Origin of the sequence: Candidatus Frankia nodulisporulans (genome assembly GCF_902806475.1) — a bacterium.
Classification (GTDB): domain Bacteria; phylum Actinomycetota; class Actinomycetes; order Frankiales; family Frankiaceae; genus Frankia; species Frankia umida.
In genome coordinates, this window is the sequence record NZ_CADCWS010000045.1 from 1 (window position 1) to 23,629 (window position 23,629).

General features: G+C 70.2%; 34 protein-coding genes and 1 pseudogene. 4 read left to right on the forward strand and 31 right to left on the reverse strand.

Features of this window, described 5'->3' with window-relative positions:
• The 17 genes from G6R24_RS06975 to G6R24_RS07055 form a co-directional block, all read right to left on the reverse strand.
• Positions 1-332, reverse strand: a 332-nt coding sequence (locus G6R24_RS06975) for a hypothetical protein (RefSeq protein ID WP_163548343.1), incomplete at its 3' end; no start/stop codon positions are given.
• Positions 333-392: 60 nt separating this feature from the next.
• Positions 393-587, reverse strand: a complete 195-nt coding sequence (locus G6R24_RS06980) for a hypothetical protein (RefSeq protein ID WP_163548344.1) — start codon at positions 585-587, stop codon at positions 393-395.
• Between the two features lie 47 nt (positions 588-634).
• Complete coding sequence (locus G6R24_RS06985) at positions 635-829, reverse strand: hypothetical protein (RefSeq protein WP_163548345.1); 195 nt, start codon at positions 827-829, stop codon at positions 635-637.
• A 20-nt stretch (positions 830-849) separates the two neighbouring features.
• Positions 850-1,068: a hypothetical protein gene (locus tag G6R24_RS06990; RefSeq protein ID WP_163548346.1), complete on the reverse strand. Its 219-nt coding sequence runs from the start codon at positions 1,066-1,068 to the stop codon at positions 850-852.
• Between the two features lie 118 nt (positions 1,069-1,186).
• Positions 1,187-1,375 (reverse strand): hypothetical protein, encoded by a 189-nt coding sequence (locus G6R24_RS06995; protein ID WP_163548347.1) that lies wholly within the window; start codon positions 1,373-1,375, stop codon positions 1,187-1,189.
• Between the two features lie 86 nt (positions 1,376-1,461).
• Positions 1,462-1,890, reverse strand: a complete 429-nt coding sequence (locus G6R24_RS07000) for an NUDIX domain-containing protein (protein WP_163548348.1) — start codon at positions 1,888-1,890, stop codon at positions 1,462-1,464.
• A 38-nt stretch (positions 1,891-1,928) separates the two neighbouring features.
• Positions 1,929-2,093 carry a hypothetical protein gene (locus tag G6R24_RS07005; protein WP_163548349.1) on the reverse strand — a complete coding sequence of 55 codons (165 nt, stop codon included), beginning with the start codon at positions 2,091-2,093 and terminating at the stop codon, positions 1,929-1,931.
• A 435-nt stretch (positions 2,094-2,528) separates the two neighbouring features.
• Positions 2,529-2,924 (reverse strand): hypothetical protein, encoded by a 396-nt coding sequence (locus G6R24_RS07010; RefSeq protein WP_163548350.1) that lies wholly within the window; start codon positions 2,922-2,924, stop codon positions 2,529-2,531.
• A gap of 38 nt (positions 2,925-2,962) precedes the next feature.
• The gene (locus G6R24_RS07015) at positions 2,963-3,112 is read right to left on the reverse strand and encodes a hypothetical protein (RefSeq protein ID WP_163548351.1); all 150 of its coding nucleotides are present in this window, start codon (positions 3,110-3,112) and stop codon (positions 2,963-2,965) included.
• A 174-nt stretch (positions 3,113-3,286) separates the two neighbouring features.
• A complete protein-coding gene (locus G6R24_RS07020) occupies positions 3,287-5,416 on the reverse strand; it encodes a P-loop NTPase family protein (RefSeq protein ID WP_225438217.1) in 2,130 nt (709 codons plus the stop codon).
• The gene (locus G6R24_RS07025) at positions 5,413-5,661 is read right to left on the reverse strand and encodes a hypothetical protein (RefSeq protein ID WP_163548352.1); all 249 of its coding nucleotides are present in this window, start codon (positions 5,659-5,661) and stop codon (positions 5,413-5,415) included. Before G6R24_RS07025 ends, G6R24_RS07020 begins: the two co-directional genes overlap by 4 nt.
• Positions 5,658-6,869: a hypothetical protein gene (locus tag G6R24_RS07030; RefSeq protein ID WP_163548353.1), complete on the reverse strand. Its 1,212-nt coding sequence runs from the start codon at positions 6,867-6,869 to the stop codon at positions 5,658-5,660. Before G6R24_RS07030 ends, G6R24_RS07025 begins: the two co-directional genes overlap by 4 nt.
• On the reverse strand, positions 6,866-7,696 hold the full coding sequence (locus G6R24_RS07035) for a hypothetical protein (protein WP_163548354.1): 831 nt from the start codon (positions 7,694-7,696) through the stop codon (positions 6,866-6,868). Before G6R24_RS07035 ends, G6R24_RS07030 begins: the two co-directional genes overlap by 4 nt.
• A gap of 148 nt (positions 7,697-7,844) precedes the next feature.
• Positions 7,845-8,153, reverse strand: coding sequence for a hypothetical protein (locus G6R24_RS07040; RefSeq protein ID WP_163548355.1), 309 nt, complete (start codon positions 8,151-8,153; stop codon positions 7,845-7,847).
• Complete coding sequence (locus tag G6R24_RS07045) at positions 8,150-8,341, reverse strand: hypothetical protein (RefSeq protein WP_163548356.1); 192 nt, start codon at positions 8,339-8,341, stop codon at positions 8,150-8,152. The genes G6R24_RS07040 and G6R24_RS07045 overlap by 4 nt, the downstream gene beginning before the upstream one ends.
• A 117-nt stretch (positions 8,342-8,458) precedes the next feature.
• Positions 8,459-8,854 (reverse strand): hypothetical protein, encoded by a 396-nt coding sequence (locus G6R24_RS07050; RefSeq protein WP_163548357.1) that lies wholly within the window; start codon positions 8,852-8,854, stop codon positions 8,459-8,461.
• Between the two features lie 90 nt (positions 8,855-8,944).
• Positions 8,945-9,154 carry a helix-turn-helix domain-containing protein gene (locus G6R24_RS07055; protein ID WP_225438218.1) on the reverse strand — a complete coding sequence of 70 codons (210 nt, stop codon included), beginning with the start codon at positions 9,152-9,154 and terminating at the stop codon, positions 8,945-8,947.
• A 143-nt stretch (positions 9,155-9,297) separates the two neighbouring features.
• On the opposite strand from G6R24_RS07055, the gene G6R24_RS07060 reads away from it, so the two are divergent.
• The gene (locus G6R24_RS07060) at positions 9,298-10,059 is read left to right on the forward strand and encodes a GntR family transcriptional regulator (protein WP_163548358.1); all 762 of its coding nucleotides are present in this window, start codon (positions 9,298-9,300) and stop codon (positions 10,057-10,059) included.
• A 220-nt stretch (positions 10,060-10,279) separates the two neighbouring features.
• Here G6R24_RS07060 and G6R24_RS07065 read toward each other — a convergent pair whose 3' ends face one another.
• The 11 genes from G6R24_RS07065 to G6R24_RS07115 form a co-directional block, all read right to left on the reverse strand.
• Positions 10,280-10,870 carry a recombinase family protein gene (locus G6R24_RS07065; RefSeq protein WP_163548359.1) on the reverse strand — a complete coding sequence of 197 codons (591 nt, stop codon included), beginning with the start codon at positions 10,868-10,870 and terminating at the stop codon, positions 10,280-10,282.
• 191 nt (positions 10,871-11,061) lie between these two features.
• Positions 11,062-11,259, reverse strand: a complete 198-nt coding sequence (locus tag G6R24_RS07070; RefSeq protein ID WP_163548360.1) for a MerR family transcriptional regulator — start codon at positions 11,257-11,259, stop codon at positions 11,062-11,064.
• A complete protein-coding gene (locus tag G6R24_RS07075; RefSeq protein WP_163548361.1) occupies positions 11,256-11,642 on the reverse strand; it encodes a hypothetical protein in 387 nt (128 codons plus the stop codon). Before G6R24_RS07075 ends, G6R24_RS07070 begins: the two co-directional genes overlap by 4 nt.
• Before the next feature lie 47 nt (positions 11,643-11,689).
• The gene (locus tag G6R24_RS07080; protein WP_163548362.1) at positions 11,690-12,163 is read right to left on the reverse strand and encodes a hypothetical protein; all 474 of its coding nucleotides are present in this window, start codon (positions 12,161-12,163) and stop codon (positions 11,690-11,692) included.
• A 778-nt stretch (positions 12,164-12,941) separates the two neighbouring features.
• Entirely contained in the window at positions 12,942-13,106 is a 165-nt protein-coding gene (locus G6R24_RS07085) for a hypothetical protein (RefSeq protein WP_163548363.1), read from the reverse strand.
• Positions 13,106-13,687: a hypothetical protein gene (locus tag G6R24_RS07090; protein WP_163548364.1), complete on the reverse strand. Its 582-nt coding sequence runs from the start codon at positions 13,685-13,687 to the stop codon at positions 13,106-13,108. The genes G6R24_RS07085 and G6R24_RS07090 overlap by 1 nt, the downstream gene beginning before the upstream one ends.
• 53 nt (positions 13,688-13,740) lie before the next feature.
• A complete protein-coding gene (locus G6R24_RS07095) occupies positions 13,741-14,172 on the reverse strand; it encodes a DUF4326 domain-containing protein (protein ID WP_163548365.1) in 432 nt (143 codons plus the stop codon).
• A 79-nt stretch (positions 14,173-14,251) separates the two neighbouring features.
• Positions 14,252-14,470 (reverse strand): hypothetical protein, encoded by a 219-nt coding sequence (locus G6R24_RS07100; RefSeq protein ID WP_163548366.1) that lies wholly within the window; start codon positions 14,468-14,470, stop codon positions 14,252-14,254.
• Positions 14,467-16,290, reverse strand: a complete 1,824-nt coding sequence (locus G6R24_RS07105; protein ID WP_225438219.1) for a DNA primase family protein — start codon at positions 16,288-16,290, stop codon at positions 14,467-14,469. Before G6R24_RS07105 ends, G6R24_RS07100 begins: the two co-directional genes overlap by 4 nt.
• On the reverse strand, positions 16,290-16,760 hold the full coding sequence (locus tag G6R24_RS07110) for a hypothetical protein (protein WP_163548367.1): 471 nt from the start codon (positions 16,758-16,760) through the stop codon (positions 16,290-16,292). Before G6R24_RS07110 ends, G6R24_RS07105 begins: the two co-directional genes overlap by 1 nt.
• A gap of 354 nt (positions 16,761-17,114) precedes the next feature.
• The gene (locus G6R24_RS07115) at positions 17,115-17,315 is read right to left on the reverse strand and encodes a helix-turn-helix transcriptional regulator (protein WP_163548368.1); all 201 of its coding nucleotides are present in this window, start codon (positions 17,313-17,315) and stop codon (positions 17,115-17,117) included.
• Between the two features lie 113 nt (positions 17,316-17,428).
• On the opposite strand from G6R24_RS07115, the gene G6R24_RS07120 reads away from it, so the two are divergent.
• Together G6R24_RS07120 and G6R24_RS07125 are read left to right on the forward strand one after the other, a co-directional pair.
• Positions 17,429-18,136: a helix-turn-helix transcriptional regulator gene (locus G6R24_RS07120; protein WP_163548369.1), complete on the forward strand. Its 708-nt coding sequence runs from the start codon at positions 17,429-17,431 to the stop codon at positions 18,134-18,136.
• Positions 18,133-19,290, forward strand: coding sequence for a tyrosine-type recombinase/integrase (locus G6R24_RS07125; RefSeq protein WP_163548370.1), 1,158 nt, complete (start codon positions 18,133-18,135; stop codon positions 19,288-19,290). Before G6R24_RS07120 ends, G6R24_RS07125 begins: the two co-directional genes overlap by 4 nt.
• A 28-nt stretch (positions 19,291-19,318) precedes the next feature.
• On the opposite strand, the pseudogene G6R24_RS07130 reads toward G6R24_RS07125, so the two are convergent.
• Positions 19,319-19,921: pseudogene (locus tag G6R24_RS07130) on the reverse strand (SDR family NAD(P)-dependent oxidoreductase); the annotation flags it as partial.
• A 100-nt stretch (positions 19,922-20,021) separates the two neighbouring features.
• Between G6R24_RS07130 and G6R24_RS07135 the strand changes: the two are divergent.
• Positions 20,022-20,606 (forward strand): TetR/AcrR family transcriptional regulator, encoded by a 585-nt coding sequence (locus G6R24_RS07135; RefSeq protein ID WP_163548371.1) that lies wholly within the window; start codon positions 20,022-20,024, stop codon positions 20,604-20,606.
• Between the two features lie 46 nt (positions 20,607-20,652).
• Here G6R24_RS07135 and G6R24_RS07140 read toward each other — a convergent pair whose 3' ends face one another.
• Positions 20,653-22,056, reverse strand: coding sequence for a cytochrome P450 (locus G6R24_RS07140; protein ID WP_217451610.1), 1,404 nt, complete (start codon positions 22,054-22,056; stop codon positions 20,653-20,655).
• Between the two features lie 71 nt (positions 22,057-22,127).
• Positions 22,128-23,309, reverse strand: coding sequence for a terpene synthase family protein (locus tag G6R24_RS07145; protein WP_163548373.1), 1,182 nt, complete (start codon positions 23,307-23,309; stop codon positions 22,128-22,130).
• Positions 23,310-23,629 lie beyond the last annotated feature (320 nt).

A 23,629-nucleotide genomic window follows, 5' to 3' on the forward strand; every position in this document is an offset into this window, starting at 1 on the left:
TCGAGGTGCAGCATGCTGGTCAGTGCGTTGGCGTGGTCCCAGTCCGCGCCGTCGTAGAGGTGGGGCGCGAAGACCAGGGGTGTGCCGTTCGGGCCGAGGACGGCGTGCAGCATCCAGCCGAGTTCTTCCGCGTCGTAGAGGTCCAGGGCGGTCGCGTCCGGGTAGGCCAGGCGCACCCGGTAGGTGATCCGTCGCAGGAGCTGGCTGGTCCACCGTGTCCGGGCCTCGTGGACCTGCCGGTCCAGCGCCACCGGGTCCGACGCCGGCGGCGGGTCGGCCGGGGCGGTGGCGCGGAGGGAGGCGCGGGCCTGTTCGAGGATGGTGGCGGTCATGACGGTCCCCTTTCGGGTCGGCAGGTGAGGAAGGTGCGGGGCGGAAAGGGAAGGGTGGTGTTACCGGTTCTTGTTTTTTCCGTTGGGTGCGCAGATCAGGTTGATGTCGGTGAGGACGGCGGCGATACGACCGCGTAGGTCGATGGCGTCGGCGCTGGTCGGGTCGAGGCGGGAAAGCCGTTTCCACCAGGCGTCTGCCTGGTCCTGCCGGTCGGCGATCTGCTGGCGGAGTTCACCGTGGATGTTTCCTGCCACCGGAAACGTTCTCCCTCGCTGCGGTGACGCGGGTTGATGGTGTTGACTCAGATCACGGGGTGAATCGTGCGGATTTCCTTTCGCCACCGGCGGAGCGCGCCCAGCTCGTCGCGGATGACGATGCAGAAGTCGGTGTCCGTCGCGGTCGCGGCGGCCAGGCAGGTGCGGTAGTGGTCGACCTGGGTGTCGATCCGGTCCAGTTCGGCGGTGACCTCGGCGGGTGTCCACGTGGCGATGGGCATGTTCGGCGCCCCGGGGCAGATCAGGTGCGGCCGGTCGTCCCGGCCTTGGACACGGCCTCGTCGGCGACGCGCAGCGCTGTGTCGATCGCGGGGTGGCCGACGCGCTCACCGCCGTCCGCGACGGTGTCCGCGAAGTGGTCGAGGCCGGCGGCAAGCAGCGGGTCGCCACCGGCGTTGCGGACGGCGGTGGCGGCGTCACGCAGGTTCTGGACGCGGCTCGTGCGGGTCTGTCGGGCCATCGGATTCCTCCTGACGTTCTGGCTGGGTCGGTCGGGTGTGTGGGGAGAAGCTGCGGCCAGGTGGGGCCGCCGCCGGGCCCGGCAGGTCTGGTAGAGGCGTGCCGCGCCCGGGGCGGTGTCACCGGTCGGTGCCGCCGGCGAGCCGGTAGGCGCCGCGGATCACGGTGTGGCGGGCGTCGGCGGCGAGCAATGCCGCGCCGCGCACCGCGCGGGCGGTGCCTCCGACCGCGTTGTCACGATCGGTCTCCGCCTCGGCGGCGAGTTCCTCGGCGCGGTCCACGGCGGTGCGGTTGATGCGGATGGGCATGGAGTCTCCTGGGGTGCGGTGGGACCGGGCACGGGATGTGCCCGGGGCTGGTCGGTGGGTCAGCGGCGCGGCGGGGGATTCCGCGGTCAGCGGGTGACCGCGTCCCGCAGGATCTGCGTGTGGTCGAATGCCAGGCCGTCGGCGAGCGCCTCGTCGACAGGCACCCAACGCGCGGCGTCGGCGTCGTCGGCGGCCGTGGGGGTGGGCATGCCGTCGACGTGGGAGGTGAACACGGCGGTGACATAGCGGCCACGGGGGTCACGGCCGGGGGCGGTGTACACACCGACCGGGGTGAGGTCGCCGACCGTCATGCCGGTTTCCTCGGCCAGCTCGCGGCGGGCCGCAGCGTCGACGGTCTCGCCCGGGTCGACATGGCCGCCGGGAAACGCCCACATGCCAGCGAACGGGTCCCGGCGGCGGCGGATCAGCAGCACATGCAGGGTGCCGTCGTGGACGGCCAGGGCGATGACGTCGGCGGTTAGCCGCGCCATCTCGATCGTCTCGATGTCGGTCATCTCGGGTCCTCTCGGTCGTGGGGGTGCGGGGGTCGTGTTTAGAAGCGGATGTTCGTGGTCCGGGCGGGCTCGCCGGTCTGCTCGGCGGCGGCGCCCGTGACGGTCGGGGTGGCGTCGTTGTCCTGCGCGGGCCGGCGACGGCCCAGGACGCGGCCGACCTGCACCGGGACGCGGTCGTTGTCGGACGCAATGTTGCGTGCCATCTACTTACTCGGCTTGATTCTTTCCTGCCGGACCATTTCCGTCCCGCACGAGCATGTTTGTACGGTCACCCACGCCTCAGACGTTTCGGACTTGGACTGAGACCACTTGCTTGCCGGGTGCTTGCATTCTCCTGCCATGAAACTTCCTTTCGTTTCGCTGATTTCCTGGGTATCAGTGGCTGCACCCGCCGGCCACCGTGTAGGTGGTGCTGTCCCCGGTGAGCCGGTCGTTGTCGTCTTTCGAGTGCAGCTCGGTGGATACGGTCTGGTCGCACCGCGAGCACACTTTGTCGACCCGCAGTGAACCCGCTGCGCGCGGAGTCCAGTTGCTTATCTTGCTTCCCGTTGTGTGTGGACGCGGCGCGCTTTCATTCTTGCCGAACATCTTCATTTCAGCCCCTTCTTATTTCGCGCGGGTGTGGTCCGGCGGGATCTTCATGGGGTTGCCTCGCCGTTTTTCGGCGGGCAGCCGCTGGCACAGACCGCGCTGCGGCTGGTGGCAGTGAGCGGGCCGCGGGTGCCGCACCGGTCGCAGGCCGGCATCAGCGGCGGCGTTCGGGTGGCGGCCGGCTTCTTCTTCGCGGCGGTCTTCTTCTTGCTGCGGCCCCGGGTTGTCGTCGTCTCGGTGGCGAACCTGTTCGGCCGGCTGGTGGTCTGCCGGCCGTCGACCTCGCGCCGGCGGCCGATCAGCCCGTCCATGGCCCGCTGGACCGCGCCGGCCGCCTGGTCGCCGATGCCGCCGGCGGCGGCGTTGCAGGCCGGGCAGGGTCCGCGGTCACGTCCACGGCCGACCATCCGGGTCCCACGGCAGCGCGGGCAGACGGCGGCCATCAGCGGTTCCTGCCGTGGATCTGGTCGAGGCGGGCGAATTACTCGGCGGAGCCGAACTCGACGTCGGCGCAGCGGCAGGACGGGCCGCAGATGACGCAGGTGGCCATGTCGGGTGAGATCAGCCCGCCCAACGCCTGCACCGCGGCGACGGCGTCCACCGGACCGCTGCCGGCCTCCTTGCTGACCATCGGGCGTCTCCTCTCAGATGCCGCCAGGACGGCCCTGGCGGGGCTTGTGCGGTTGCGGGTCTGGACCCCTCTACCGGCTCTACTTCGCAGGTCAGAGGGCACTACCGGCCCCACTACCGGGGTAGTGGGGTCCCTCTACATCCGGGCTCGTGGGCCGGTGCGGGTAGTGGGGGGTCAGCCGGCCGTCGGGGTAGACGGGGCCCCCTCTACCGGGCGGGCCGCCGGGCGTGCGGCGAGCACCTCGGGTGGGATCGCCCCTTCGATGTCGCGGAGCAGCCAGCCCGCCCGGTTCGCGCCGTCGATCTTCACCTGCTTGGTGGTGCGGACCACGCCGGCGTCGTCGAGTTCGGCGGCGAGGATCGTTCCGTCCCACTCGCCGTAGGTGTCCTCGTCGAGGTTCACCAGCGCGGCAAGAAGATCATCGGTCCACATGCGGGACCGCTGGCCGAACGCTTCCATCACGTCGCCGATCAGCGGCGGGATCGCGTAGCCGACCGCGCCGGCGGCAGCGCCGATGTCCCCGCAGGCCTGCCCGGTCAGCGTCCCCTCGGCCAGGCGCAGGGCCCGGCCGCGCTGGCAGATCACCTCGAACTCCGGGTTTTCCAACAGGTCGGCCTTCACGGTGACGAACGACGCCGGCCCGGTGACCAGAACCCCGACACCCTTGTGTTCTTCGGACAGGATCGAGGCGTCCGCGCCGGCCCGCGCTTTGCCGTCACCGAGGACCATGTCGCTGCTCGTCTTGTCGGTGACCTGCGTCGAATACCGGTAGGTGACGATCTCCCGGAGCTTCGTCGGAACCGACTTGGCGTCTGGCCGTTGGGAGGCGTACATCGGCATGATCCCGGCGGCCGGGCCGCGGCGGGCGACCCGCGCGAGCTTCCCGATGATCCGCTGCCGGTCTTTCTCTTCCTCGACGGCCTCGAAGTACTCCTGAAGTTCGTCGATCACGCACGGGATCAACGGAAGGTTGTACTTCCGCATGATCTGCGGGGTGAGTTTCCCTTCCGGGCAGATCGTGGCGGGCAGGCTCGCGAGCAGCGCGAACCGCCGGGACATTTCACTGATCAGCGCGTCGAGCATCGCCTCGAACGCTTCGAGGTCGTCCGGGTCGGCGCCGGACACATACCGGTGGGCGACCTGGGCGACGGCCCGGAAGTCCGCGCCGCCTTTTCCATCGGCCAGCCACAGCTGGCACCACGGGTCGAGGATCGCGGCGGCGACGAGCAGCCGCATCGAGAACGTCTTTCCCCTACGGGGCAGGCCACCGAAGAACGCCGACTGCCAGAGCAGCAGAATGTCGACGCGGTTCCCGCGGGCGTCCTGACCGAACGGCACCGCCTTCCAGAAGTCGAACCGCTCCAGGTCGATCAGCAGCGACGGGACGGGCGTGCCGATGTACGGGTCATCGTCGGCGACCCAAAGCGACAGCCGCCGGCCATGCCCACCCTCATGGGCACGGACCCGGCGCATGACCAGCTGGATTTCGTCGACGGACAGTTCCGCGGCGATCGTCGGCAGCTTCCCGATCGCATCCGCGGCGGTCTTCCCACCACCCCGGGGCAGATCGACGAGGGTTTCCCAGCCACGGTCGAGCCGGTCGCGGACGATCGGGGCACGCAGGACCAGCGCCATGTCCGGGCCCTTGAGGAGACCGGCGGCGCGGAACGCATCGTTCAAATGGGCGGGTGCCAGGTCGGCTTTGGTCTCCCGTTCGATGCCGTCGACCAGCGGCTCACCAGCTGCCCGCCGGCGGCGTCCGGCGATCCCGGCGGCGCTGATCGCCACCACCCCGGTCAGGGCCGGCACCCATTCGCCGACCATGACCGCGCCGATCGCCTCGGCCAGGCTGCTGCCACCGAGGGCCCCGCCGGTGATGTACCAACGGACCTTCCGATGGTCACGGACGACGAAGATCTCCTTGCCCAGCTTGCCGTTGTCGCTGTCGCGCAGCTCGTCGGCGAGGTCTTCGGCGCGGACCCAGGACCACCAGAACCGGCCGGCCCGCCAGCTGCCACGTGCGACCGCTTCGGGGGCACGCCACGACGAGCGGACCGCGACCCGCCCGGCAACCCGGGCACTGTGCTGGGCGGTGGCCCGGGCCACGGTGCGGCTGGTCGCCCAGGCAGGCAGCCGGATCGGGTCGGCGATGCGGGTACGGGCGGGCAGCGCCGCCGGGCGGGTCGCGGGGAGAACCTCACCGGTCATCACCGGGGCGGCTGGTGCCACCTCGACGGTGTCGGCGGGTTCGATGGTGGGTGTCCACGGTCCAGCGACGACCGTGCCGGTCTGCTCGACGCTCACTGGTCGTCTCCTCTCGGGGTCCAGCCGGGAACGGGAAGGTCGGTGAGGAGCCAGGTGGAGGCGCCGAGCGGGGCGATACCGGCGGCGGTGGCTGCGGCGGCGTCGATCCGCTCGGCGGTGGTCACGACGACCGCGACGACCAGGCCCACAGCGCGCAGGGCCAGAACGGCGATGGCGAGCAGGGCCAGGGCGATCGCCAGCCACCAGGGCAGCCGCCGCAGGTCGCCGCGGACGTCGCCGGTCACGACAGATCCCCGAACACCTCTGTGTTGATCTCGTCGCGGATCTTGCGGGCGGCCGCCGCACCGACGCCGAGGGCCTGGCGTAGCTGCGGTTCGGTCAGCCGCTTCCGGGTCTTACGGGCGAGCCTGCGGGCGGCGTCCCGTGCTTCGTCGTCGGTCAGTTTCTGGCGGCCCCGCGGGTTGATCGACCGGCCGCCCGCGGTGGTCCGACGGGCCGGCTGGTCGGCGGGCGGCGGCGGGTCGAGGACGGCGACTGAACCCGACCGACCGCCCGACTGACTGTCGGACGAGCTGTCCGACAGGTCGTCGTGTTCCTGCTGGTCGGACTCGGTAGTCGGGTCGGTGGGAGTCGGGTCGGCCAGGGTGGCACCGGCCGGTTCAACCAGGCCGTTCGGGCTGTCGCCTGAGGCCAGGTCGGCCAGCGCCGCGTCCCATCCGTCGGCCTGGTCGACGGGCAGTCCGGCGACGGTAGTCGGGGTGAGTCGGCGTCGCCGTGGCGCGTACAGACCGGGGGCGTAGACGAGGGCGGCTGTGCCGTCGGCGGTCAGGGTGACGGCCGCCCGGCGGACCGCGACCTTGCGGGCCCGGTCGACCCGGCGGGCCACCTGCCGGTCATGGCGGGACTGGGCCCGCTCCGCCCGGGACCGCGGTGGGGCGGCCACGGCAAGCTGGTGGGCGATGATCCCGGACACGGACACGACGGCCATGAACACCCCGGCGAGCGGGCCGTGGGTCGACCAGCCATGGGCCAGGTTCAACGCGCCACCGGTCACCGCGAACACGCCGATCCCGATCACCAGCCAGCGCACCGGCCGGTCCGGATGCTGACGGCGGGACACCATCACCGCGGCGGCGAACGCCCACGCGCCTGCCTCCGACACGGCGGGCAGCAGCAGGCCGGGTGGGCCGTACAGATGCCAGCCGAAGATCGCCATCGCGGGCACGGCCATCACGGCGCAGACGAGGGCCAGGGCATACACAAGCACTTCGACCATGTGCGCGGACGCCCAGCCGGCCATCTCCCCGCGGGACTTCTTGCGGGCGGCGGCCCGGTCGGCGCGGGCCTTCACCTTCGCCCGGCGCTTCTTCTCCGCCCGTGCGTCCGCGTCGGTCTTCGCCTTCGACGTGCGGGCAGCAGCGTCATCGAGGTCGCGTTGCCGGCCCTGCCGTGCCGCCTCCCGGTTAGCGCGTAGCTCCTCAGCCCAGCTCATGCGAGCCACCCCCCGCCCAGGGCGATCACCGTGGCGGCGAGCAGCAGCACGACGGCCAGCTCGTCGATGACCGCGGCCAGCCGGGCCCACCAGCGGTGGGGCCAGTCGTCCGGCTCGTCGGGGGCCAGGACCACGGCGACGACGTCCGCGACCCGCCGGGCCAGCACCACGGCGGCGAGCAGCGCCACCGCCGTGGTGGCCGGGCCGGCCCAGCGCAGCAGATCCGCCGCAGACTGGCCGAGAAGCCCGCCGTGGGCGAGAGACACCCGGGCCCGCTTCCCACCAAGCACGGCCAGGCCGGCCAGGCCCACCACCGCGAACGCGCCGTACAGGGTCGCCCAGTCGACGGCCCGCACGATCCGGCGGCGCCATCCGCCTACGGGGTCGGAGCTGGTGGTCTGCGGTGTCCGGTGGCCGGTGGGGGCACGCCAGCCGCAATGCCAGGCGTCGGGGGCGCACCACGATGGCTGCCGGTATCGCCAGCGCACATGCCGCTCGTCCAACCAGTCCCCGGCCCGCATGAGCAGCGTGTCGTGTAGATGGTCCTCGTCGGCCTCGTCGGTGCCGCCGCTGCTGGCCAGCAGCACCATCACCCCGCCGCCTGCGGTTGGGGTTATCAGCAGCCGGGCGGTGGAGCCGGTCCAGGTGGGGCCGGACAGTTCCATGTCGCGGATCTCGCTCGAGTCCGGGGCTGCCAGCGGCGGCAGCCCGTGGGCCAAGCCCAGCTCGTCGGCGAGGACGACGAGCAGCGCCCAGGCGTCCACCGCGCCGGAAGTGGTTTCGATCCGGGTTTCCAGCTCGAGGACCGTCGTGTCCGGGGTGGTCATCGGGCCCCGCCTTCCGTCGTGGTCGTGGTCGTGGTGGTGGTCGGGGAAGGGCGGCGGGGAGGCTGCGAGCAGGTGGGATGGCCGCGTTCCCGGCTGAACGACCCGCCGCAGCTGTCGCAGGTCAGCCACACCACCCGGGCGAACCGGCTCACCGGGCACCGCCCTTCGGGTCGGCCGTGGCGATCCGGGCGTCGAGTTCGGCGTCGAGCTGGGCGAGCCGCTCGTCGCAGGCACGGCCGGTGGCGATCAACCAGCGGAGGTCGCCGGCCGCCATAGCTGCCTCAGGTGACGCGGTGGTCAGCGCGGACAGCAACCACGGCATACGGAAACGGAACGCGGACGACGCGACCATGTGCACCATCTCCCGGTCCAGCCCGGCAATGTGGGCCCGGGCGCGGGCCATGTCGTCGTGGGACGGCTCGAGCTGGCCGGCGGTGAACAGCGGGGCGGCGCTCATCGGGTCGCCTGCCCGTCGGTGGGGACGGACCGGGCGGCGAGGACCGACAGGGACAGGGCGATAGAGGCGAGAGCGGCGCTCTGCACCCTCCCGACACCGTCCGGGTTCCAGGCGAAGGGAACGCCGCCGAGGGCCTCGTGGGCGAGACGGGACGCCTCGGCGACGTCGGCGGCCTGGTCGGCGCTCATCGGCTGGTCTCCCTCGAGGTCTTCCGGATGGCAGGCGCGGTGCCGCTGGACGACGGCGGGGTTTCGACGGGCTTCGGCCGGGGCGTGCCCTGCACGGCGCTGCGGGTGATGGCCATGTCAGGCCGCCTTGCGGGCGGCGGCGATGGTCCCGGCTATACGCCGGGAGATTTCGCGGCATCCGTCGACATACCCCTGGTGGCAACGCTGGGTGATGCTGCCGTGGCGGGCGTTCCGGGCGAGTTCTTCCGTCTCGGCGATGACGGCGTTGAGGCGTTCGATGACCGCGGTCTCGTGTGAGCTCAGTGCCTCGTCGAAGGCCTTCATCGCATCGCAGCCGCCGACGGCGCGGGCCTTGAAGTCGATGGCCAGGCCGTATTCGTCGTACTGGCGGTGGAGCTTTGCGAGATCAAGCCACTCGGCTATCTGCGCGGAGGTGTCGAGGGCGTGGGCGACCACAGTGCCGCCACGGCCGAGGTTGGCCAGGTCGGGGTGATCAGCGAAAATGTCAGGCACGGTCGGCTCTCCTGTGTAGGCAGGTGGTCGGTCGAGGCCCTCGTCTGGTGGTTGCACACCGGCGGGGGCCGTTTTCGTTACTGGGGCTGGCTACGCCTCGGGGTGCGTGCGCCCGGCGAGGATCGCGGCGAGCGTCGACCGCCGGTAGCGGCGGCTGCCGCCGGGCAGCTCGATGGAGTCGACGGCGCCGGTGCGGGCCCAACGGGCGACGGTCGCGACGTCGACGCGGAGCTCGGCGGCGAACTCGCCGGGGGTCAGCAGCGGGTCGGCCTCGCCGCTCCCCACCTGTTCGGTGTTCACGGTTTGTGCGCTCCTGTCGTGTGCGTTCGGTTCGACAGGCAGGACGCTACGTACGACGGTCTAGACAGTCAATACCGTTGCTCGGATGAGTGACGAACCACGATGACGATGACGGTCTAGACCGCCCTGGGTAGCGTTGCGTTATGACCCCGGACGAACGCAGGCGCGTATACCAGGAGATCGAAGACGATCTCCGGCGACGGATCGCGTCAGGTGAGCTCGCCGAGGGCGTGAAGTTGCCCAGCGAGAAGGACATGGCGGCGCAGTGGGGCACCTCGCGGCCCACCGTCCGCCAGGCCCTGGCGGGCCTGTTCGCCGACGGGCTGATCGACCGGCAGGCACCGTTCGGGACGTTCGTGCGCCGCCGTCCGACCATCACGATCCAATGGGCAACAGACCGCTACCAGCGCCGACCCGACGGGCCGACCTCACCGTTCGCCCGCGACGCCCAACAGTCCGGCGTCACCTCGAACTGGCAGTGGAACACCCGACGGGAACGCGCCGACGAGCCGACCGCCACCCGGCTCCACCTCGACACCGGCGCCCACGTGATGGTCACCAACTACGTGTTCACCGCAGACGGCAGCCCAATCCAGCTCTCCACCTCATGGGAGCCCTACAACCTCGTCGGCGGCACACCCATCGAAGAACCCGAAGGCGGACCCGGCCCGACCGGTGTGATCGCACGGTTCGACACGATCGACGTCCGGATCACCGAGGTCGTGGAAATCGTCCGGGCCCGGCCCGCGACCGCCGACGAACGCCGACAGCTCGGCATGCCGGCCGGCAGCTGGGTTCAGGCTGTGGAACGGACCCATCTCGCCGGCGAGCGGCCCGTCGAAACAGCCGACATCATCCGGCCCGCTGACCAGGCAGCACGCGGCTACCGGGTCGCCATCCCGTAGAGCGGGATCGTGCCCAGCTCAGATGCCCGATGGGTGGTAAGCGTCCGTCTCCCCTTGCTGTGCCCGCGCCGTGCGAGACTGACCGCCGCCAGGTCCCGGGGTGCTAACTCCACCCCGGGGCCCGGTCTTACCAGCAGCTCCCCCGCCGGCCGAGCCGGTCACGCTGCCAGCGGTGACAATCCGATCCGGCGGGGATCCGCCGTGAAGCTCCGGCGGATGTTCACCTGTCCGTGCCGGCAGCGGCAAGCACTCGGTAGACGGTCGCCCTCGACACGTTGAACGTCTCGGCCAGGTCGGCGATCGTGTGCTCGCCCGTCCCGTGCATCTGGCACAACCGTCGCTGGTTCGCGGCCGACAGCTTCGGCTGCTTACCGCGGAGCTTCCCGTTCGCCTTCGCGACCTTCATGCCTTCACGGGTCCGCATCCGCAGCAGGTCGACCTCGAAGGCCGCGAACGTCGCGAGGATGCTGAAGAACATCTTCCCGAACGGGTCGGCCGGGTCGTAGATCTGACCGCCCAAGGACAGACGGACGCCGCCGGCGGCCAGCTCGTCGGCGATGGCGTGGGCGTCGGGCACGGACCGGGCGAGCCGGTCGAGCTTCGGGACGACGAGGGTGTCACCGGCGCGGACGGCAGCCAAGGCCTTCTCTAGACCGGGCCGGGCACGGTTGGTTCCGGTCAGGCCATGGTCGACGTAGATCCGGTCCTCGGTGACACCGAGCTCGGTAAGCCGGTCGCGTTGGGCGGTGAGGTCCTGCTCGTCGGTGGAGCAGCGGGCGTAGCCGACGAGGATGCCGGTGGGGTCGGTCATGGCCCGAGTGTACGTATACCCCCCTTCAATGCGACAGTTTGCGGACGGGCCTTATGAGACACCGATCGTGCTGGTGGCGTGATCCACGGGCGGTCACGGTCGGGTGTTCGTAGAACGGTCCCCTTACGAACACCCGACCGTGACGGACCGGGGGTGACTGCCGGTGACTGTCGCTGCCCCGGGCCGGCCAGCTATGCCGCTGGTCGGCGGCAGGCCGCAAGCCACGACTCCACATCACCCGCGCTGACGAACACCCGCCGGCCGACGGTCCAACTCGGGATCCGCTGCTCGGCGGTCAACCGGCGCGCCATCCTCGGCGAGATCACCGGCCAGCGGGCGGGCACCTCGACACGCGGAATCAGATCGTCCGGCACCTGGTCGCCGCTCATGACCGTTCACCCCGACGCCCACGGAGGACCTCCGACCAGGCCCGCGCGGACACCGCTGCCAACACCGGACCGGGCGGCACACCGTCGTAGGCCAGGAGCGCGGCGAACGCCGCGAGCATCTCCTCGAACGTCTCATCACACCGGGCGGCGACCATCGGAACCCGCCGGGATCCTTCCTGCGCCCGCAGCGCCCGGCAGCGTTCCACCGCGAACAGTGCGCGGGCCTGCAACTCGCCGCGATCCGGCCCGGCCGACACGGCGTCGACGGTGGCCTCAAGCGTGGCCAGCTCGGCGAACTCGCCGTTCATCGCCTCCCGGGCAGCGCCCAGAATGGTGGGGCTGGCACCGGCCTGGGCGTGCGCGACGAACCGGCCCTCGGCCACCAACGCCCTTCGACGAGCCACTGCCAGCCCGCCAGGAACTGCCCGGTTCATGCCACACCGCCGATCGCCGGACGGTCCGCGTTCCCACCGTCGAGGCGGGCCAGGGCCCGACCGACCGCGCCGATCACCTGCGGGCTGTTCGGGTCCAACCCAAGTTCTGCGGCCAGGTCCGCGGCAACCATCTCGGCCACGTCGAGCGCCCGATCCTGGTACGCCTCGTGAAGATCTGTCATCGCGGTTTCGACGCCCGCCCGTACTGCGGCCTCGGCGGCGCGGACCAGCTGTTGGCGCTGGGCAAGGTGAAGGCTTACCAAGGGGGCGGGCGCGGGGTGCAGTCCGGCGGTGTCGACCAGCACCGGGCCACCATCCTCGGTGACGGTCCGGTCGATCTCAGATTCGATGATCGCGATGATCCCCGCCGTCCGGCCTATCTCATCCCGGAGGGCTTCCAGCGGGCGGACGGGCAGGATCTGACCGAACCTGCGGAACTGATCTTCAACATGTTCCCGGGCTGCCGCCACCCGACCGGTCGGGGCGTTCCCACCATGCCTACGGCACCGTCCAGTACCCACATGGCCGGTGCCCTTCCCGGCCCACTCGCGGCAGAGGCCACCGGCCGGTCCCTGCCGTCTCTGGGCGTTGCACCGGCCCGGGGTCGGCCCGGTCGGGCCGTCGTCTTCGTTGGTGCTGTTCACATCATCCATGATCATCTCTGCCTGCCTTTAGTTACTTTCGGTGACGGTATTCACGGAAAGGTGCCGGAGGACTCGAATCCTCCGGCATTCCATCACTCTCCGTGTCAACGGATGGCGCGTCGCGGCAGCGTCTTCGCTGGGGGAACCGGCGGCTTCGTCGCCACCCTCCGGACCGCGGACCCCTGGCCCCTGATGGCGGCGGGTGTCTTCCCCGCGGCCGGTGGCTTCGCCTTGACGGTCGGCTTCGGGCTGGTCTTCGCCGTTCCCGTCCTGCTGGTCTTCCGACTGCCCCCGGCGGCGGTGGCCTTCGGCTTCGGACGGGGGGCGCTGGGGGCGGCCGGGTTGAATGCCGCGCTCGCGGTGACTGCGGCGGCGACCCGGGCGCGGGCAGAGGCGACACGGGCCCTGCGGTGGGCGGCGAGGCGTCCGCGGAGCTTAGTGGCCTGTTCCTTCCGCCGGTCGACGTTGAGGGCGGAAAGTTCGCCGCGGACTCCAGCCACCTCTGTGGTCAGTGCGGCGGTCTGCGCGGATTCCGTGAACGCTCGGGTGAACGCCTGGGAAAGATCGTCGGTGGTGATGGGGCGGGCTGGCTGGTGGGGGCTGGTCATCGGGATTCCTCGGGGTCGTCGTGGAGGGCGAGCATGCTGAGCAACTCGGCCTTCTCGCGTGGATCAACAACTAGGCGGGTGATCGTCTGCCGTGCGCGGGCGATCGTGTCCGCGGAGAGCGGCGGCGGCTGGACATAGTCAGGCGTGATCGGTTCGGCCATCAGAAGGCCAGCTCTCCGGTTTCGACCTGTGTGGCCATCTCCCGAAGCCGGGCGGCGACGGCCGTCGGGTCGGTGGTGCCGTCGACCGCGAACCGGATGCGGGGTGGGGCGCTGGGGGCGCTGGCCAGTGCACTGGCGGCGATGGGGATACGCCGGCCGGCGGCCAGGACCGTGGCGTCCTCGCTGATGCGGAAGGCGGCGAGGTCGCGGCCCAGGGTGACGGCGACGTAGCTGGCCAGGACGATGTGCCGGGCGCGGACGACCTCGCCGAGGAGGTCTCCGCTGATGTCGGCGGCGACGTTTTCGTGTTCGTCGCCGACAGCGTCGAACAGCGCGTCGGTGGTGGTCGTGGTGCTGCTGTGCCAGCTGTCGATGGCGCGGAGCATGTTCGACGCGGCCCAGCTGGGGTTGACGCTGCCGGCGGCGGTCGGCTCGCTGGTGAGGCTGGGCCCATCGGGACGGATGATCGCTTCGCGGTGCGGGCGGACGGCCCCATCGTGCCGGGTGAGGATTTCCTCGACGCGGCGGCGGATGCGGGCGGGGATGGCGTCGAGGCGGCTGTCGGTGCTGGTGGTGGTCATCTGCGGGGGTTCCTCTCGGTGTGGCTCTGCGGGGGGTTCGCTGCGGCGGCGCATCAGCTGGCGGTTCCGGGCCGGTCGGCGAGTAGGGCGAGCAGCGTCGCCCCGTGGCATGGCTGGCCCAGTTCGCAGGCACACGCCAGGTCGTAGCCGCCGAGGTCGGGCAGGTCGATGAGGACCCGGGCGCGGTCGTAGCGGCCGATGAGCCAGGGGCCTTCACCGTTCAGCCAGTCGCGGTGGCGTTCGACGGCGCTGGCCTGGCCGTGTTCGGCGACGGTGAACGGGTTACCCCACCGGGATGGCCGGGTGATCTTTTTGGTGAGGGTGGGCAGTGGCTGTCCTCTGCGCAGCTGGACGCGCCTCGCTTCGGTCCACGGCCGTGGCGATTCCAGGACGGCCAGGCTGGGGTGGCCGTAGCGGGTGAAGTACTCGGTGGCGAGTTCGTGCCGGGCGGCGGCGTCGCTGTAGGTGTGGATGACCTGAGTCATGATCTTTCCTTTCGTTGTGGTTGATGTCCGGGTTCTGCTCGTCGGGGGCCTGGTGGTCCGCGGGCCTTGCTGCCGCAGGTCATCGGCTGATGTCGGGGGTCCCGGTGGTGTGGGCGAGGCCGTGGCCTTCTCGGGTCGGGCAGTCCGTGTGGTGGTCGACGCGCAACGCCTGGGGGTCGGTCTGGTCGGGGGTGCCGGAGGTTCCGCAGGACGGGCAGCGCCAGGCGGACGGCGACCGGGGGCCGCGCCAGGGGGCGGCGGGTGAGCCGGGCATGACCCGGTCAGATGGGCCGGTCATCTTTCGCCTGCCCGGGTCGTCTTGCAGTCGGGGCAGTAGGGGCCGGTGTTCTGCGGCCCGTATCGGCGCACTGAACGGCCGCAGCCCGCGAGGCAGGGGCCGATGTCGCCGGGGCGCGCATCGGCGAGTTCTGGCTGTTCATGCACGGCTGACAGTTGGAAGTTGCCCGGCTCACCCGGCTCAGGTGGCTCAGGTGGCTCGGACTCGCCGGGTCGTGAGCCGGGTGAGCCGGGTGAGCCGGGCGTTTCTCCACTGTGGGTCCTACGACGAAGCGCGATTCCCGCATAGGTGGGCGTCTGCTTGCCGTCGTCGGCTCGCGGTTTGGTCCGGCGGACCGTGGGCGCCACAGACTGGAGGTTCCGGCCGAGCGTGGCCTTGTTACCCGGCCGGTTACCGGAGTCCTCGCACCACACCTTCCACGCGGCCCACACGCCCTCCACCGGGACATCAAGGTCGGGGCCGCGGTCGCAGCACTCCCGGACGAACGCGGACACCGGCGATGCCATGTCCCGCATCGCGAGGCGCGCGTCGGCGGAACCGTCCGGCTCGGCGAACCGGCCGCGGGCGTCGAGGCTGACCAGCCCGTCCAACGCCCAGTTCAGGATCCCGGGCAGCTCACCGGCCAGCGCTTCAGTCAGCCCAGTCTCTTCCCGGCCCAGGAACGACGTGGCCATAGACAGTACGAAGAACCTGTCTGCGACAACGCCGGAGTCGTCGCCGAACTTCGGCAGCTCGTTGGACAGGATCATGAACCGGGTGGGTAGCCGACCGGACCACGGGTCGCGGTACTTCCGGTCGACATCGATCATGTCCTCGCCGCTGATCCGCAGCAGGGTCTCGACGACCTGCTGACCGGTACGCGGGTCCAACCGGGCATCGGAGACGATCGCCAGCGGCTTCCCCAGCAGCGGGGACAACCCGAAGTTCGTCCCCAACGACGCCAGCGTTGGACCGGCGACGTTTCCCTTGCCGACGAGCGCGGTCAAAATGCGGGCGATGGTGCCCTTACCGGACCGGGTCGGCCCGACCAAAAGCAAGATCTTTTGCTGGTCGGTGCGGCCGGACAGGACGTAGCCGAAGAACTCCTGGACCAGGGTCCGAGCGGCCTCGTCGTCCGCGAAGACCTGGTCGAGGAATTCGAGCCAGCGTTTCGGGGGCGGCGCGTCCCGGTCGAAGTCGAACGGCACGGACACCAGGTTGAAAAACCCGGGTTCATGATCCGTCCGCGTGCGCGTAGGAACATGAAGAAGTCCGTTGGCGCAGGCAACGAACGGACCTTCCGGGGCTACGGACCGGTCGATCCAAGCGGGCGGGTCGACGCTGGCGGACAGGTGAGTGATTCCGCCGAGCGCGTCGACGACATCAGCGATCTTCCGCTTCGAGGGGGCCCACCGCTTCACAGACTCGTCACCCCGGGGGTCCGTGAACACGAACTCGGCATGCTCGAGCCGCTGGTACAGGGTGGCCCTGATTTCCTGCCCGTCGACTTCAGCCCAGTGGGCGCCTTCCCAGCGCATCCACGTGCTCCGCCAGTAGCGCAGGGTTGATGCCGTGTCGTGGCGCCACTCGGGTACCAGGCCCAGTAGCCGCCGTGACACAGCCATCGGGTCGGACGGCGGCGGAAAGTATTCATCTTCGCTACCGTCGGTTGCTGCTGTGTCTGGTTCGATGTCCGGGTCCGGGTCCTCGCCGGCGGCGGGGCGGACGTCGATAACGGCAGGCGGCGGCGGGGGCTGCATGGCGTGGATGCCATCGGGGAGCGGCTGGCCATCCTGCCGCATCCGGATGTACTCAGCCTCGTCTGCGGGGCTGAGGGTCATTACGCGGCTCCCTTGGCGCGGATGCCGGCCGGTCGCTCACGGTCGGTGGGCTGCGGTCGGCGGGCAAGTTCGATGCGTTCGGCGAGGGGCAGGCCGATGTCCGATCCGGCGGCGCGGGCACGGTCCACCCGGTTGATGTGGGCGAGGGTGCGGCGCCACATGTCCTCGAACTCGTCGACAGCCGCCTGGTGGACGCCGTCTTGTTCCGCCTGGCGGAGCGCCTGCGCCCATGCCCCGGTCGGCTCGTCGAGACGCCAGCACTCGGCGGCGATCACGACTGCTGCCAGGCGCCGGGGGTCGTTGACGGGGAGGTCGATCCATTCGGTGGAGCCGTAGCGGGGGACGGGTCCGAGATCACGGGCTGCGCTGATCAGGTTCCGTGACCAGTGGCCGACCGGGTCCTGCCGCAGGATTTGCCGGTGGATGGCTTGGGCTTCGGGTGACGGCCATGTCTGCGGGTCGGCGCTCATCGGGTGGCCTGCCGGCTGTCGATGATCGGTTCGCCGCAGGCTTCGCGGACGAGGTCCAGGGCGACGCCTGCGTGTTCGGCTGGGACTGACCAATGGCCGGGCACGTAGTGGGCGCGGGGCAAGGTGAGGAGGGCTTCGCGTAGGTCGGTCGAGTATCGGGCGAAGATCCTAATTTCGTCCGGGCCGGCCTCGACTCGGACGGGCCGTTCGGGCTGTGCGGCGCGGGGCGCCGGCGGTATCGTCATCGGATCGGCTTTCAGGTGAGGGCTGAGGCGGTAGAGAAGCCCGGGGTCGCCACCCCGGGCTTCTCCGCGTTCGGGGGCTGGTCGCGGCTCGTCGCGAGCGGGACGCCGGTCATGCCGACACCCGGCCGCGCTCGGCGCGCTCCTGGTCGGCGATCCACTCCTCAAGCGCAGACAGCCGGTAGCGGATCGACCCGCCGAGCCGGAAGCTGCTTGGGCCGAACCCCCTATGGCGCCACTGGCGCAGCGTCCCGGTCGGGATCTTGATCTTTTTGCTGACCTCGTTGGTGGTCAGGTACTCCTCTGCTGCCATGAACACTCCTGGTCGCATGCGCCCCAAGGTTGGGGTGCACACGATCTCTACACCCGTTCGGGCCTGCACGTCAAACACCGCAAGATTGGGGCGCATGCATTACTGTTCGCGGTGTGACAGAGGAGAGATCACTACGGAAGGTCATCGGCGAGGGCGTCCGCCGTGTCCGCGAGGCGGCTGGTGCTCGCCAGGACGACCTGTCTCGGCATGCGCGTGTCTACGGCCTGGCCTGGTCCCGAGCGAAGATCGGCGCCCTGGAAAACGGGGAGAAAGCGATCAGCATCGAGGAACTCGCGCTGTTGCCGGTCGTGCTTTCGGATCTACTCGGACGCCGAGTACTGATCAAGGAGCTGATAGATCCAAAAGCAAAGATCTCTTTGACTCCAGCTATCTCAACGGAAGGCCGGGGTCTTCTCGGCATGCTCGCGGGCTCGGAAGGGCCCATCCCGATCCGCATGCGCGACCGGCCGACCGTGCACGTCTTTCAGTCCGAGGACGGCGCTGTGGTGCTTATCAACCTTGCCTCGTCGGAGGCGGAGGCGAGGGTGGCTCGCAGACTTGGGGTCCCGCCGATGGTGGTGACGGAACTGGCGCTTCGCCTGTGGGGGTGCTCTCTCAACGAACAGCGTGATCAGATTGTCGCCCAGCGATCCGATGCGGGCGATGATCTCGACAGGTTGCGAGCACTCCGTGGTGGTGTCACACGGGCGCTGACGGAAGAGTTGGCGCAGGAACTTCGGCAGCGGTCGACGGCGGGAGACGGCGAGGGTGAACCCGCCGCGGAACGTGGGGGAAGCGAGGAGAACGGAAGTGACGGATGAGCGTCAAGAAGCGTCCTGACGGCGCGTGGCGTGCGCGGTACTACGACGCGGCCGGGCGGGAGCACTCGAAGCATTTCCCGCGGAAGGTCGATGCCGAGGCATGGGAACGCGACCAGCGGGCTGCCGTCGCCCGGGGCACCCATGTGGACCCTCGCGCCGGTCGGGAAACTGTGCGCGTCTACGGCGAACGCTGGCGCCTGGCGCAGGTTCAGCACCGGCCGCGCACTGCCCGCCAGGTCGAGAGCGTGACGCGGTTGCATGTGTACCCGACGATCGGTGACCACCGGATGTCGTCGATCCGTCGGACCGCGGTGCAGTCCCTGGTGACGTCCTGGGCCGCCTCGGCGGCGCCGCGGACGGTCATCATGCGGTACGCCTTCATCCGGGCGATGTTCGCCAGTGCGGTCGACGATGGGGTGATCGGCAAGAGCCCGTGTGTCCGGATCAAACTGCCGGAGGTCGTTGACGCCGCTGTGGTGCCGCTGACCGTGGTGCAGGTGCGGGCGCTGCACGAGGCGATCGCCGTGCCGTTCCGGCCAGGCATCCTCGTCGGCGCGGGGTGCGGCCTACGGGTCAGCGAGGTCCTGGGCCTCACTGCGCAGGCCGTGCGGCATCTCGCGCGGGACCTCGACGTCCGGTGGCAACTTTCCGAGGCGCCACCGTGGGAGCTGGTGCCGGTCAAGTCGAAGAACGGGGTCCGGGAGGTACCAGCACCGGGGTTCGTGCTCGACGCGCTGTCGACGTTGACCGCGGGGGAGATGCTGGGGACGCTGCTGCACCGCGGCGGCGACGAGGGGGAGCCGGTCTCCGCGCGGATGGTGCACATCGCGTTCGCGGACGCGGTCAAGGTGGTGAACGCGGCGGCGGCGGAGCGGAAGCGCGACCGGAAGGCCAGGCGGACGACGTCGCCAGAGCTTCCGTCCATCCCGGCCGACACGACATTTCATGATCTACGTCATCACTATGCGTCGACGTTGATCGACGGTGGGGAGTCCGTGACGGTGGTGGCGGCCCGGCTCGGCAACGACCCGGGCGAGACTCTCAGGACCTATGCGCATCTGTTTCCGGACTCGGCGGCTCGGACGCGCCGGATCGTGGATGCGGCGTGGAGCCTGCAAGATCATGCGGACGGATTGCGGACCGTGGGGGAGTAGCCAGGCCGCTGACCAGCCACAACGCTCACTGAGCTGTCAACAGCACGTTCGCGGTCTTCGACTGCCCGTACGCCGCCCACGGCTCGTAGGGACGGCGCTCGAAGTGGATGTCGTCGAACACGACGGGGGAGCGGTGGTGGGCGCTGGAACTCACCGACACCACGCGCGCCTCGCCGGTCGGGGACGCCGCGGCGGCGGCGGCCAGTGCCGGGTGCAGGCCGGTGGCCAGGGCGAAGTGGCCGAGATGGTTGGTGGCGAACTGCAACTCGAAGCCCCGCGGTGTGCGCAGCAGCGGCGAGGCCATGATGCCGGCGTTGTTGATCAGGATGTCCAAGGGGCCGGCCCAGTCGGCGACGAAGGTCCCGACGCTGGTCGGCTCGGCGAGGTCCAGGTGGCGGACCTGGACCGGCACCGGCGCCTTCAGTTCGGCGGCCACCCGTTCGCCCGCGGCGACGTCGCGCACGGCCAGGGTCACCTCCGCTCCGGCGCCGGCCAGGGCCCGGGCCGTCTCGATCCCGATGCCCGAGGCGCCGCCGGTGACGATGGCGCGCCGTCCGGTCAGGTCGAGGCCCGCGAGCACCTCGGCGGCGGTCGACTCGGCACCGAACGGAGTCGTGATCCGGTCGCTCATGCGGCGTTTCCTCCAGAAGATCGGTAAAATCAAGCGGAGGTTCCTCCACTTCGATCAGTCATAACCGGAGGTCCCTCCGGAAGATTCCCGGGAGGTGAACATGGCGGCACGTCCGCTGCGTGCCGACGCGCGGCGTAACCGGGAGCGCCTGTTGGCGGTGGCCGTCCGGGTGCTCTCGCAGGACGGGCCGGAGGTGCCGCTGGAGGCGGTCGCCCGGGAAGCCGGTGTCGGCATCGGCACCCTCTACCGGCACTTCCCCACCCGGGAGGCCCTGGTGGACGCCGCCTACCAGGGTGAACTCGACCGGCTCTGCGACTGCGTCGACGACCTGCTCGTGACGCTGGCGCCCGCGGCGGCGCTGCGGGCCTGGATGGACCGGTTCTTCGACTACCTGACGACCAAGCGAGGCATGGGGTCGGCGCTGCGGGCACTGGTCGCCTCCGGGGGCGATCCCTTCGCACGCAGCCGGGACCGGCTGACCATGGCCGTGGCCACGTTGCTGCGGGCCGGCGCGTCGGCGGGCGAACTACGGGCGGACGTCGCTCCGGACGACGTGCTCGTCGCCCTGTCCGGGATCTGCCTGGCCGCCGCCGACCGTCAGGACCGCGACCAGGCCGGCCGTCTGCTCGACCTGTTCCTCGCCGCGTTGCGCCCACCGGCCCGCCGAGGATCGCCGCCATCATGATCGCCGGATATCTGGTGTCGGGCCGGCTCGCCGCCGGGCGGGAACGCTACGGCCGGCGCAGCCAGGGAACCATCGGGTAGGGGCCGGTACCCAGCGACGCCCGGGGGATCGCGGTGTGCGGGCGGGCACCGGGCACGGGACGCAACCAGAACCGGTGAGCGATGTTCGCGATGGTCAGGGTCGCCTCGGCCAGGCCGAACGTGTCACCGATGCACTTGCGGCTGCCCCCACCGAACACGGTGAACGCACCAGGCGGGATCTCCCGGGCCCGCGCCGGCAGCCAACGGTCCGGGTCGAAGTGCTCCGGATCGGCGAACAGCGCGCCACTGTGCCCCATCGCGTACGGGCTGTACAGGACGATGCTGCCGCGCGGCAGGTGCCGGCCGCCGAGGTCGGTGTCCTGCGTGGTCACCCGGGTCAGCACCCACGCCGGCGGGTAGAGCCGCAGCGTCTCCTGAAGGACCCGACCGGTGTAGTCGAACGCCGCGATGTCGGCGACACCCGGTGTGTCACCACCCGAGCGTTCGAGGACGCCCGCGATCTCGGCGTGCACCGCCGCCTCCACCGGCGGATTCTGCGCCAGCACGTGCAGCACCCACCCGATCGCGTTCGCGGTCGTCTCGGTCCCACCGATCAGCAGCGTCATGACCTGGTCGAACACCTCGGCGTCGGAGAGCCGCGCGGCCTCGTCCCCGTCCCGCGCGGCGACGAGGATGGACAGCAGGTCGCCGTGGTCGGTGCCGTCGCGGCGCTGCAGTTCGATGGTCTCGCCGATGACGGCGAGCATCCGGGCGCGGACCTGGTCGAACCGGCGGTTACCGGGCAGGGGGAGTTTCTCCCACCAGTCCACCGGGGCGACCGTGCGCTGGTAGACGCCACGCATGATGATCGGCATGCATTCGGCGACCTCGTTGAGGATGCGCGATTCGGCGACGTCGGTGGCGAACATCGTGCGAGCGGTGATCCGCAGGGTGAGGGAGTGCAGCGCCTCGTTGACGTCGATCGCCTGGCCCGCGCGCCAGGTCGAGAGCACCCGGTCGATCTCCTCGGCCATGAGCTGCAGATACCCGTCGAGGCGGCCATGGTGGAAGGCCGGCTGCATCAGCCGGCGCAGTCGACGGTGCACCTCCCACGGCGCGCTGACCAGCCCGTCTCCGATGAGCAGCCGGACCTTGTCAAAAAGCGGCCCGCCTTTGTCGTAGACCCGGGTGCGTACCAGCACCTCGTTCACCAGATCGGGATGACAGGCCAGATACGCCCGGCGCGGCCCGAGGCTGATCTCGACGAGATCTCCCTGGGCGGGCAGGCCGGCGAGAAAGTCCAGTGGTCGACGCATCAGCGCCGGTGCATGACCAAGGCCAGGAACGCGACCGTCCGCGACGGCGAACGTGTACGAACGGGTGCGTACCTGGTCGCGACCTGGCCGAGCCACGGTTTCGCTGGTCGTCACCACACCACCTAACGGGTACCGATGGCTGCCCCGCCAGTCGGGCGCACGGCGGCGCCAGGTGGCACCGTGGGCTAGAGGCATTCCAAGGATCGCACGGATTCCCACGGATCTGGGCGGAATCGCGTCACCGGCGCATACAGATCGACCCAGCCGGACGTCGCGCCGTCCCAGACGAAACCGTCACCGAAGTAGCGTGGTGTGAGGTATTCGAACTCCTGGCTGCCGCCCATGAGCAGGTCCAGCGCACCGAGATACCGTCGGATGTCGTCACGTGCCCCGAGCGGACCGGCCAGCAGCTCGTCGCGAGCCCGCGCGTATTCCCGTTCGTGCCACGCCACCAGCCCGCACAGCTGGTCGACCGCGGGCTGCAGCGCGAGCCCGTCATGTTCGACCAGCACCCGCACCACGGTCATCGGATCGTTCTGGGCATGCTCCTTACGCCAGGAAAGCAGATCATTGATGATGATCATCTGGCGGCGGCAGTGGTCGTGGACCGCGGCCAGTTCGGCGACGATGTCACTCAGATCCACCTCGGCGCCGTATTCGGTCATCAGCTCGATGAAATCGCAGCCAAAACTGTCCAGCCGGACGGCGAGGCAGGTCTCGTAGTCGGGCACCGTGCCGGCGAGCTTCGCGTCGATCTCGGTGGCGCAGCCACGCAGGAACGCCGCGAGGGCGGCCACCAGCCGCCCCGTCTGCGCCCGACTGAGCCCCGTACTGATCCGCTCCCACAGATCCCGCGCCGCCCGCCCGTACGCGACCTGATCCACCCGCGCCTGGTCGGTCCTTGCCTGGTCGTCCCTTGCCTGGTCGGGCCGGGTCTCGCTGGGCCGCGTCTCGCCGGGTCGCACCGGGGTGGACCGCGTCTCGTCACCTTGCGGCTGCTCGGGGATGAAGTCGCCGATGATCGCGGCGAAGACGGCGCGGGCATCGGCGAGGTTCGCGCCGAGACCGGTCCGGTCGGAGACGAAGGTGTCGATGACCGTGACGAACTGATACCAGTCGGCCACGTCACGGGCCCGCCGCGCGTCGGCGTCCGGCACCGTGAGCGGACCGTAAAGACCGTTGCGCTGGCGCAGGAAGAAAAGCAGCTCGGATTCGCTCGAGAAGCAGTCGGACAGGTATTCGCGCACCCACCCGTTGGATGCGAACTCGATCTGCGCCGCCCGCGGGTGATATCGCCATGGCAACGACCGCGGAAGCTCGGGAAGAAAGAACTCACGCACCGGATCGGACGACGGACCCGCTTCCATCCGCTCCTCGTCTCCTCGTCTCCTCGCATCTCGGCAGCGCTGGGCAGGGGTGTCGGCGGAAACGGCTGTCGTAGGTAGAGGTATCACACGAAGACGGTGTTCGAGTGGAAGATTGGTGAAAACATTAGATAAGTAGCTGTCAGTTGTCAACCGGATCGGCTTGTGTGGCGCAAGGTGCGTATGCGGTCGAGATGCCATGACGACGGTGCTCCGGCGCGTGTTCGCGCGTACTGCGATCCGACTCACACGCCCACCGTGGACGACCCCCGGTCGCCCGGGCTCCGCGGCTGGTTGGCCGGTGGCACGGCGACGTGGCTGGT

Coding starts and splice junctions, on each gene's coding strand:
- G6R24_RS06985 (WP_163548345.1), bottom strand. CDS start 829: ATGCCCATCGCCACGTGGACACCCGCCGAGGTCACCGCCGAACTGGAC.
- G6R24_RS06990 (WP_163548346.1), bottom strand. CDS start 1,068: ATGGCCCGACAGACCCGCACGAGCCGCGTCCAGAACCTGCGTGACGCC.
- G6R24_RS06995 (WP_163548347.1), bottom strand. CDS start 1,375: ATGCCCATCCGCATCAACCGCACCGCCGTGGACCGCGCCGAGGAACTC.
- G6R24_RS07000 (WP_163548348.1), bottom strand. CDS start 1,890: ATGACCGACATCGAGACGATCGAGATGGCGCGGCTAACCGCCGACGTC.
- G6R24_RS07005 (WP_163548349.1), bottom strand. CDS start 2,093: ATGGCACGCAACATTGCGTCCGACAACGACCGCGTCCCGGTGCAGGTC.
- G6R24_RS07010 (WP_163548350.1), bottom strand. CDS start 2,924: ATGGCCGCCGTCTGCCCGCGCTGCCGTGGGACCCGGATGGTCGGCCGT.
- G6R24_RS07015 (WP_163548351.1), bottom strand. CDS start 3,112: ATGGTCAGCAAGGAGGCCGGCAGCGGTCCGGTGGACGCCGTCGCCGCG.
- G6R24_RS07030 (WP_163548353.1), bottom strand. CDS start 6,869: ATGAGCTGGGCTGAGGAGCTACGCGCTAACCGGGAGGCGGCACGGCAG.
- G6R24_RS07035 (WP_163548354.1), bottom strand. CDS start 7,696: ATGACCACCCCGGACACGACGGTCCTCGAGCTGGAAACCCGGATCGAA.
- G6R24_RS07040 (WP_163548355.1), bottom strand. CDS start 8,153: ATGAGCGCCGCCCCGCTGTTCACCGCCGGCCAGCTCGAGCCGTCCCAC.
- G6R24_RS07045 (WP_163548356.1), bottom strand. CDS start 8,341: ATGAGCGCCGACCAGGCCGCCGACGTCGCCGAGGCGTCCCGTCTCGCC.
- G6R24_RS07060 (WP_163548358.1), top strand. CDS start 9,298: ATGACCCCGGACGAACGCAGGCGCGTATACCAGGAGATCGAAGACGAT.
- G6R24_RS07065 (WP_163548359.1), bottom strand. CDS start 10,870: ATGACCGACCCCACCGGCATCCTCGTCGGCTACGCCCGCTGCTCCACC.
- G6R24_RS07070 (WP_163548360.1), bottom strand. CDS start 11,259: ATGAGCGGCGACCAGGTGCCGGACGATCTGATTCCGCGTGTCGAGGTG.
- G6R24_RS07085 (WP_163548363.1), bottom strand. CDS start 13,106: ATGGCCGAACCGATCACGCCTGACTATGTCCAGCCGCCGCCGCTCTCC.
- G6R24_RS07090 (WP_163548364.1), bottom strand. CDS start 13,687: ATGACCACCACCAGCACCGACAGCCGCCTCGACGCCATCCCCGCCCGC.
- G6R24_RS07095 (WP_163548365.1), bottom strand. CDS start 14,172: ATGACTCAGGTCATCCACACCTACAGCGACGCCGCCGCCCGGCACGAA.
- G6R24_RS07100 (WP_163548366.1), bottom strand. CDS start 14,470: ATGACCGGCCCATCTGACCGGGTCATGCCCGGCTCACCCGCCGCCCCC.
- G6R24_RS07105 (WP_225438219.1), bottom strand. CDS start 16,290: ATGACCCTCAGCCCCGCAGACGAGGCTGAGTACATCCGGATGCGGCAG.
- G6R24_RS07110 (WP_163548367.1), bottom strand. CDS start 16,760: ATGAGCGCCGACCCGCAGACATGGCCGTCACCCGAAGCCCAAGCCATC.
- G6R24_RS07115 (WP_163548368.1), bottom strand. CDS start 17,315: ATGGCAGCAGAGGAGTACCTGACCACCAACGAGGTCAGCAAAAAGATC.
- G6R24_RS07125 (WP_163548370.1), top strand. CDS start 18,133: ATGAGCGTCAAGAAGCGTCCTGACGGCGCGTGGCGTGCGCGGTACTAC.
- G6R24_RS07135 (WP_163548371.1), top strand. CDS start 20,022: ATGGCGGCACGTCCGCTGCGTGCCGACGCGCGGCGTAACCGGGAGCGC.
- G6R24_RS07145 (WP_163548373.1), bottom strand. CDS start 23,309: ATGGAAGCGGGTCCGTCGTCCGATCCGGTGCGTGAGTTCTTTCTTCCC.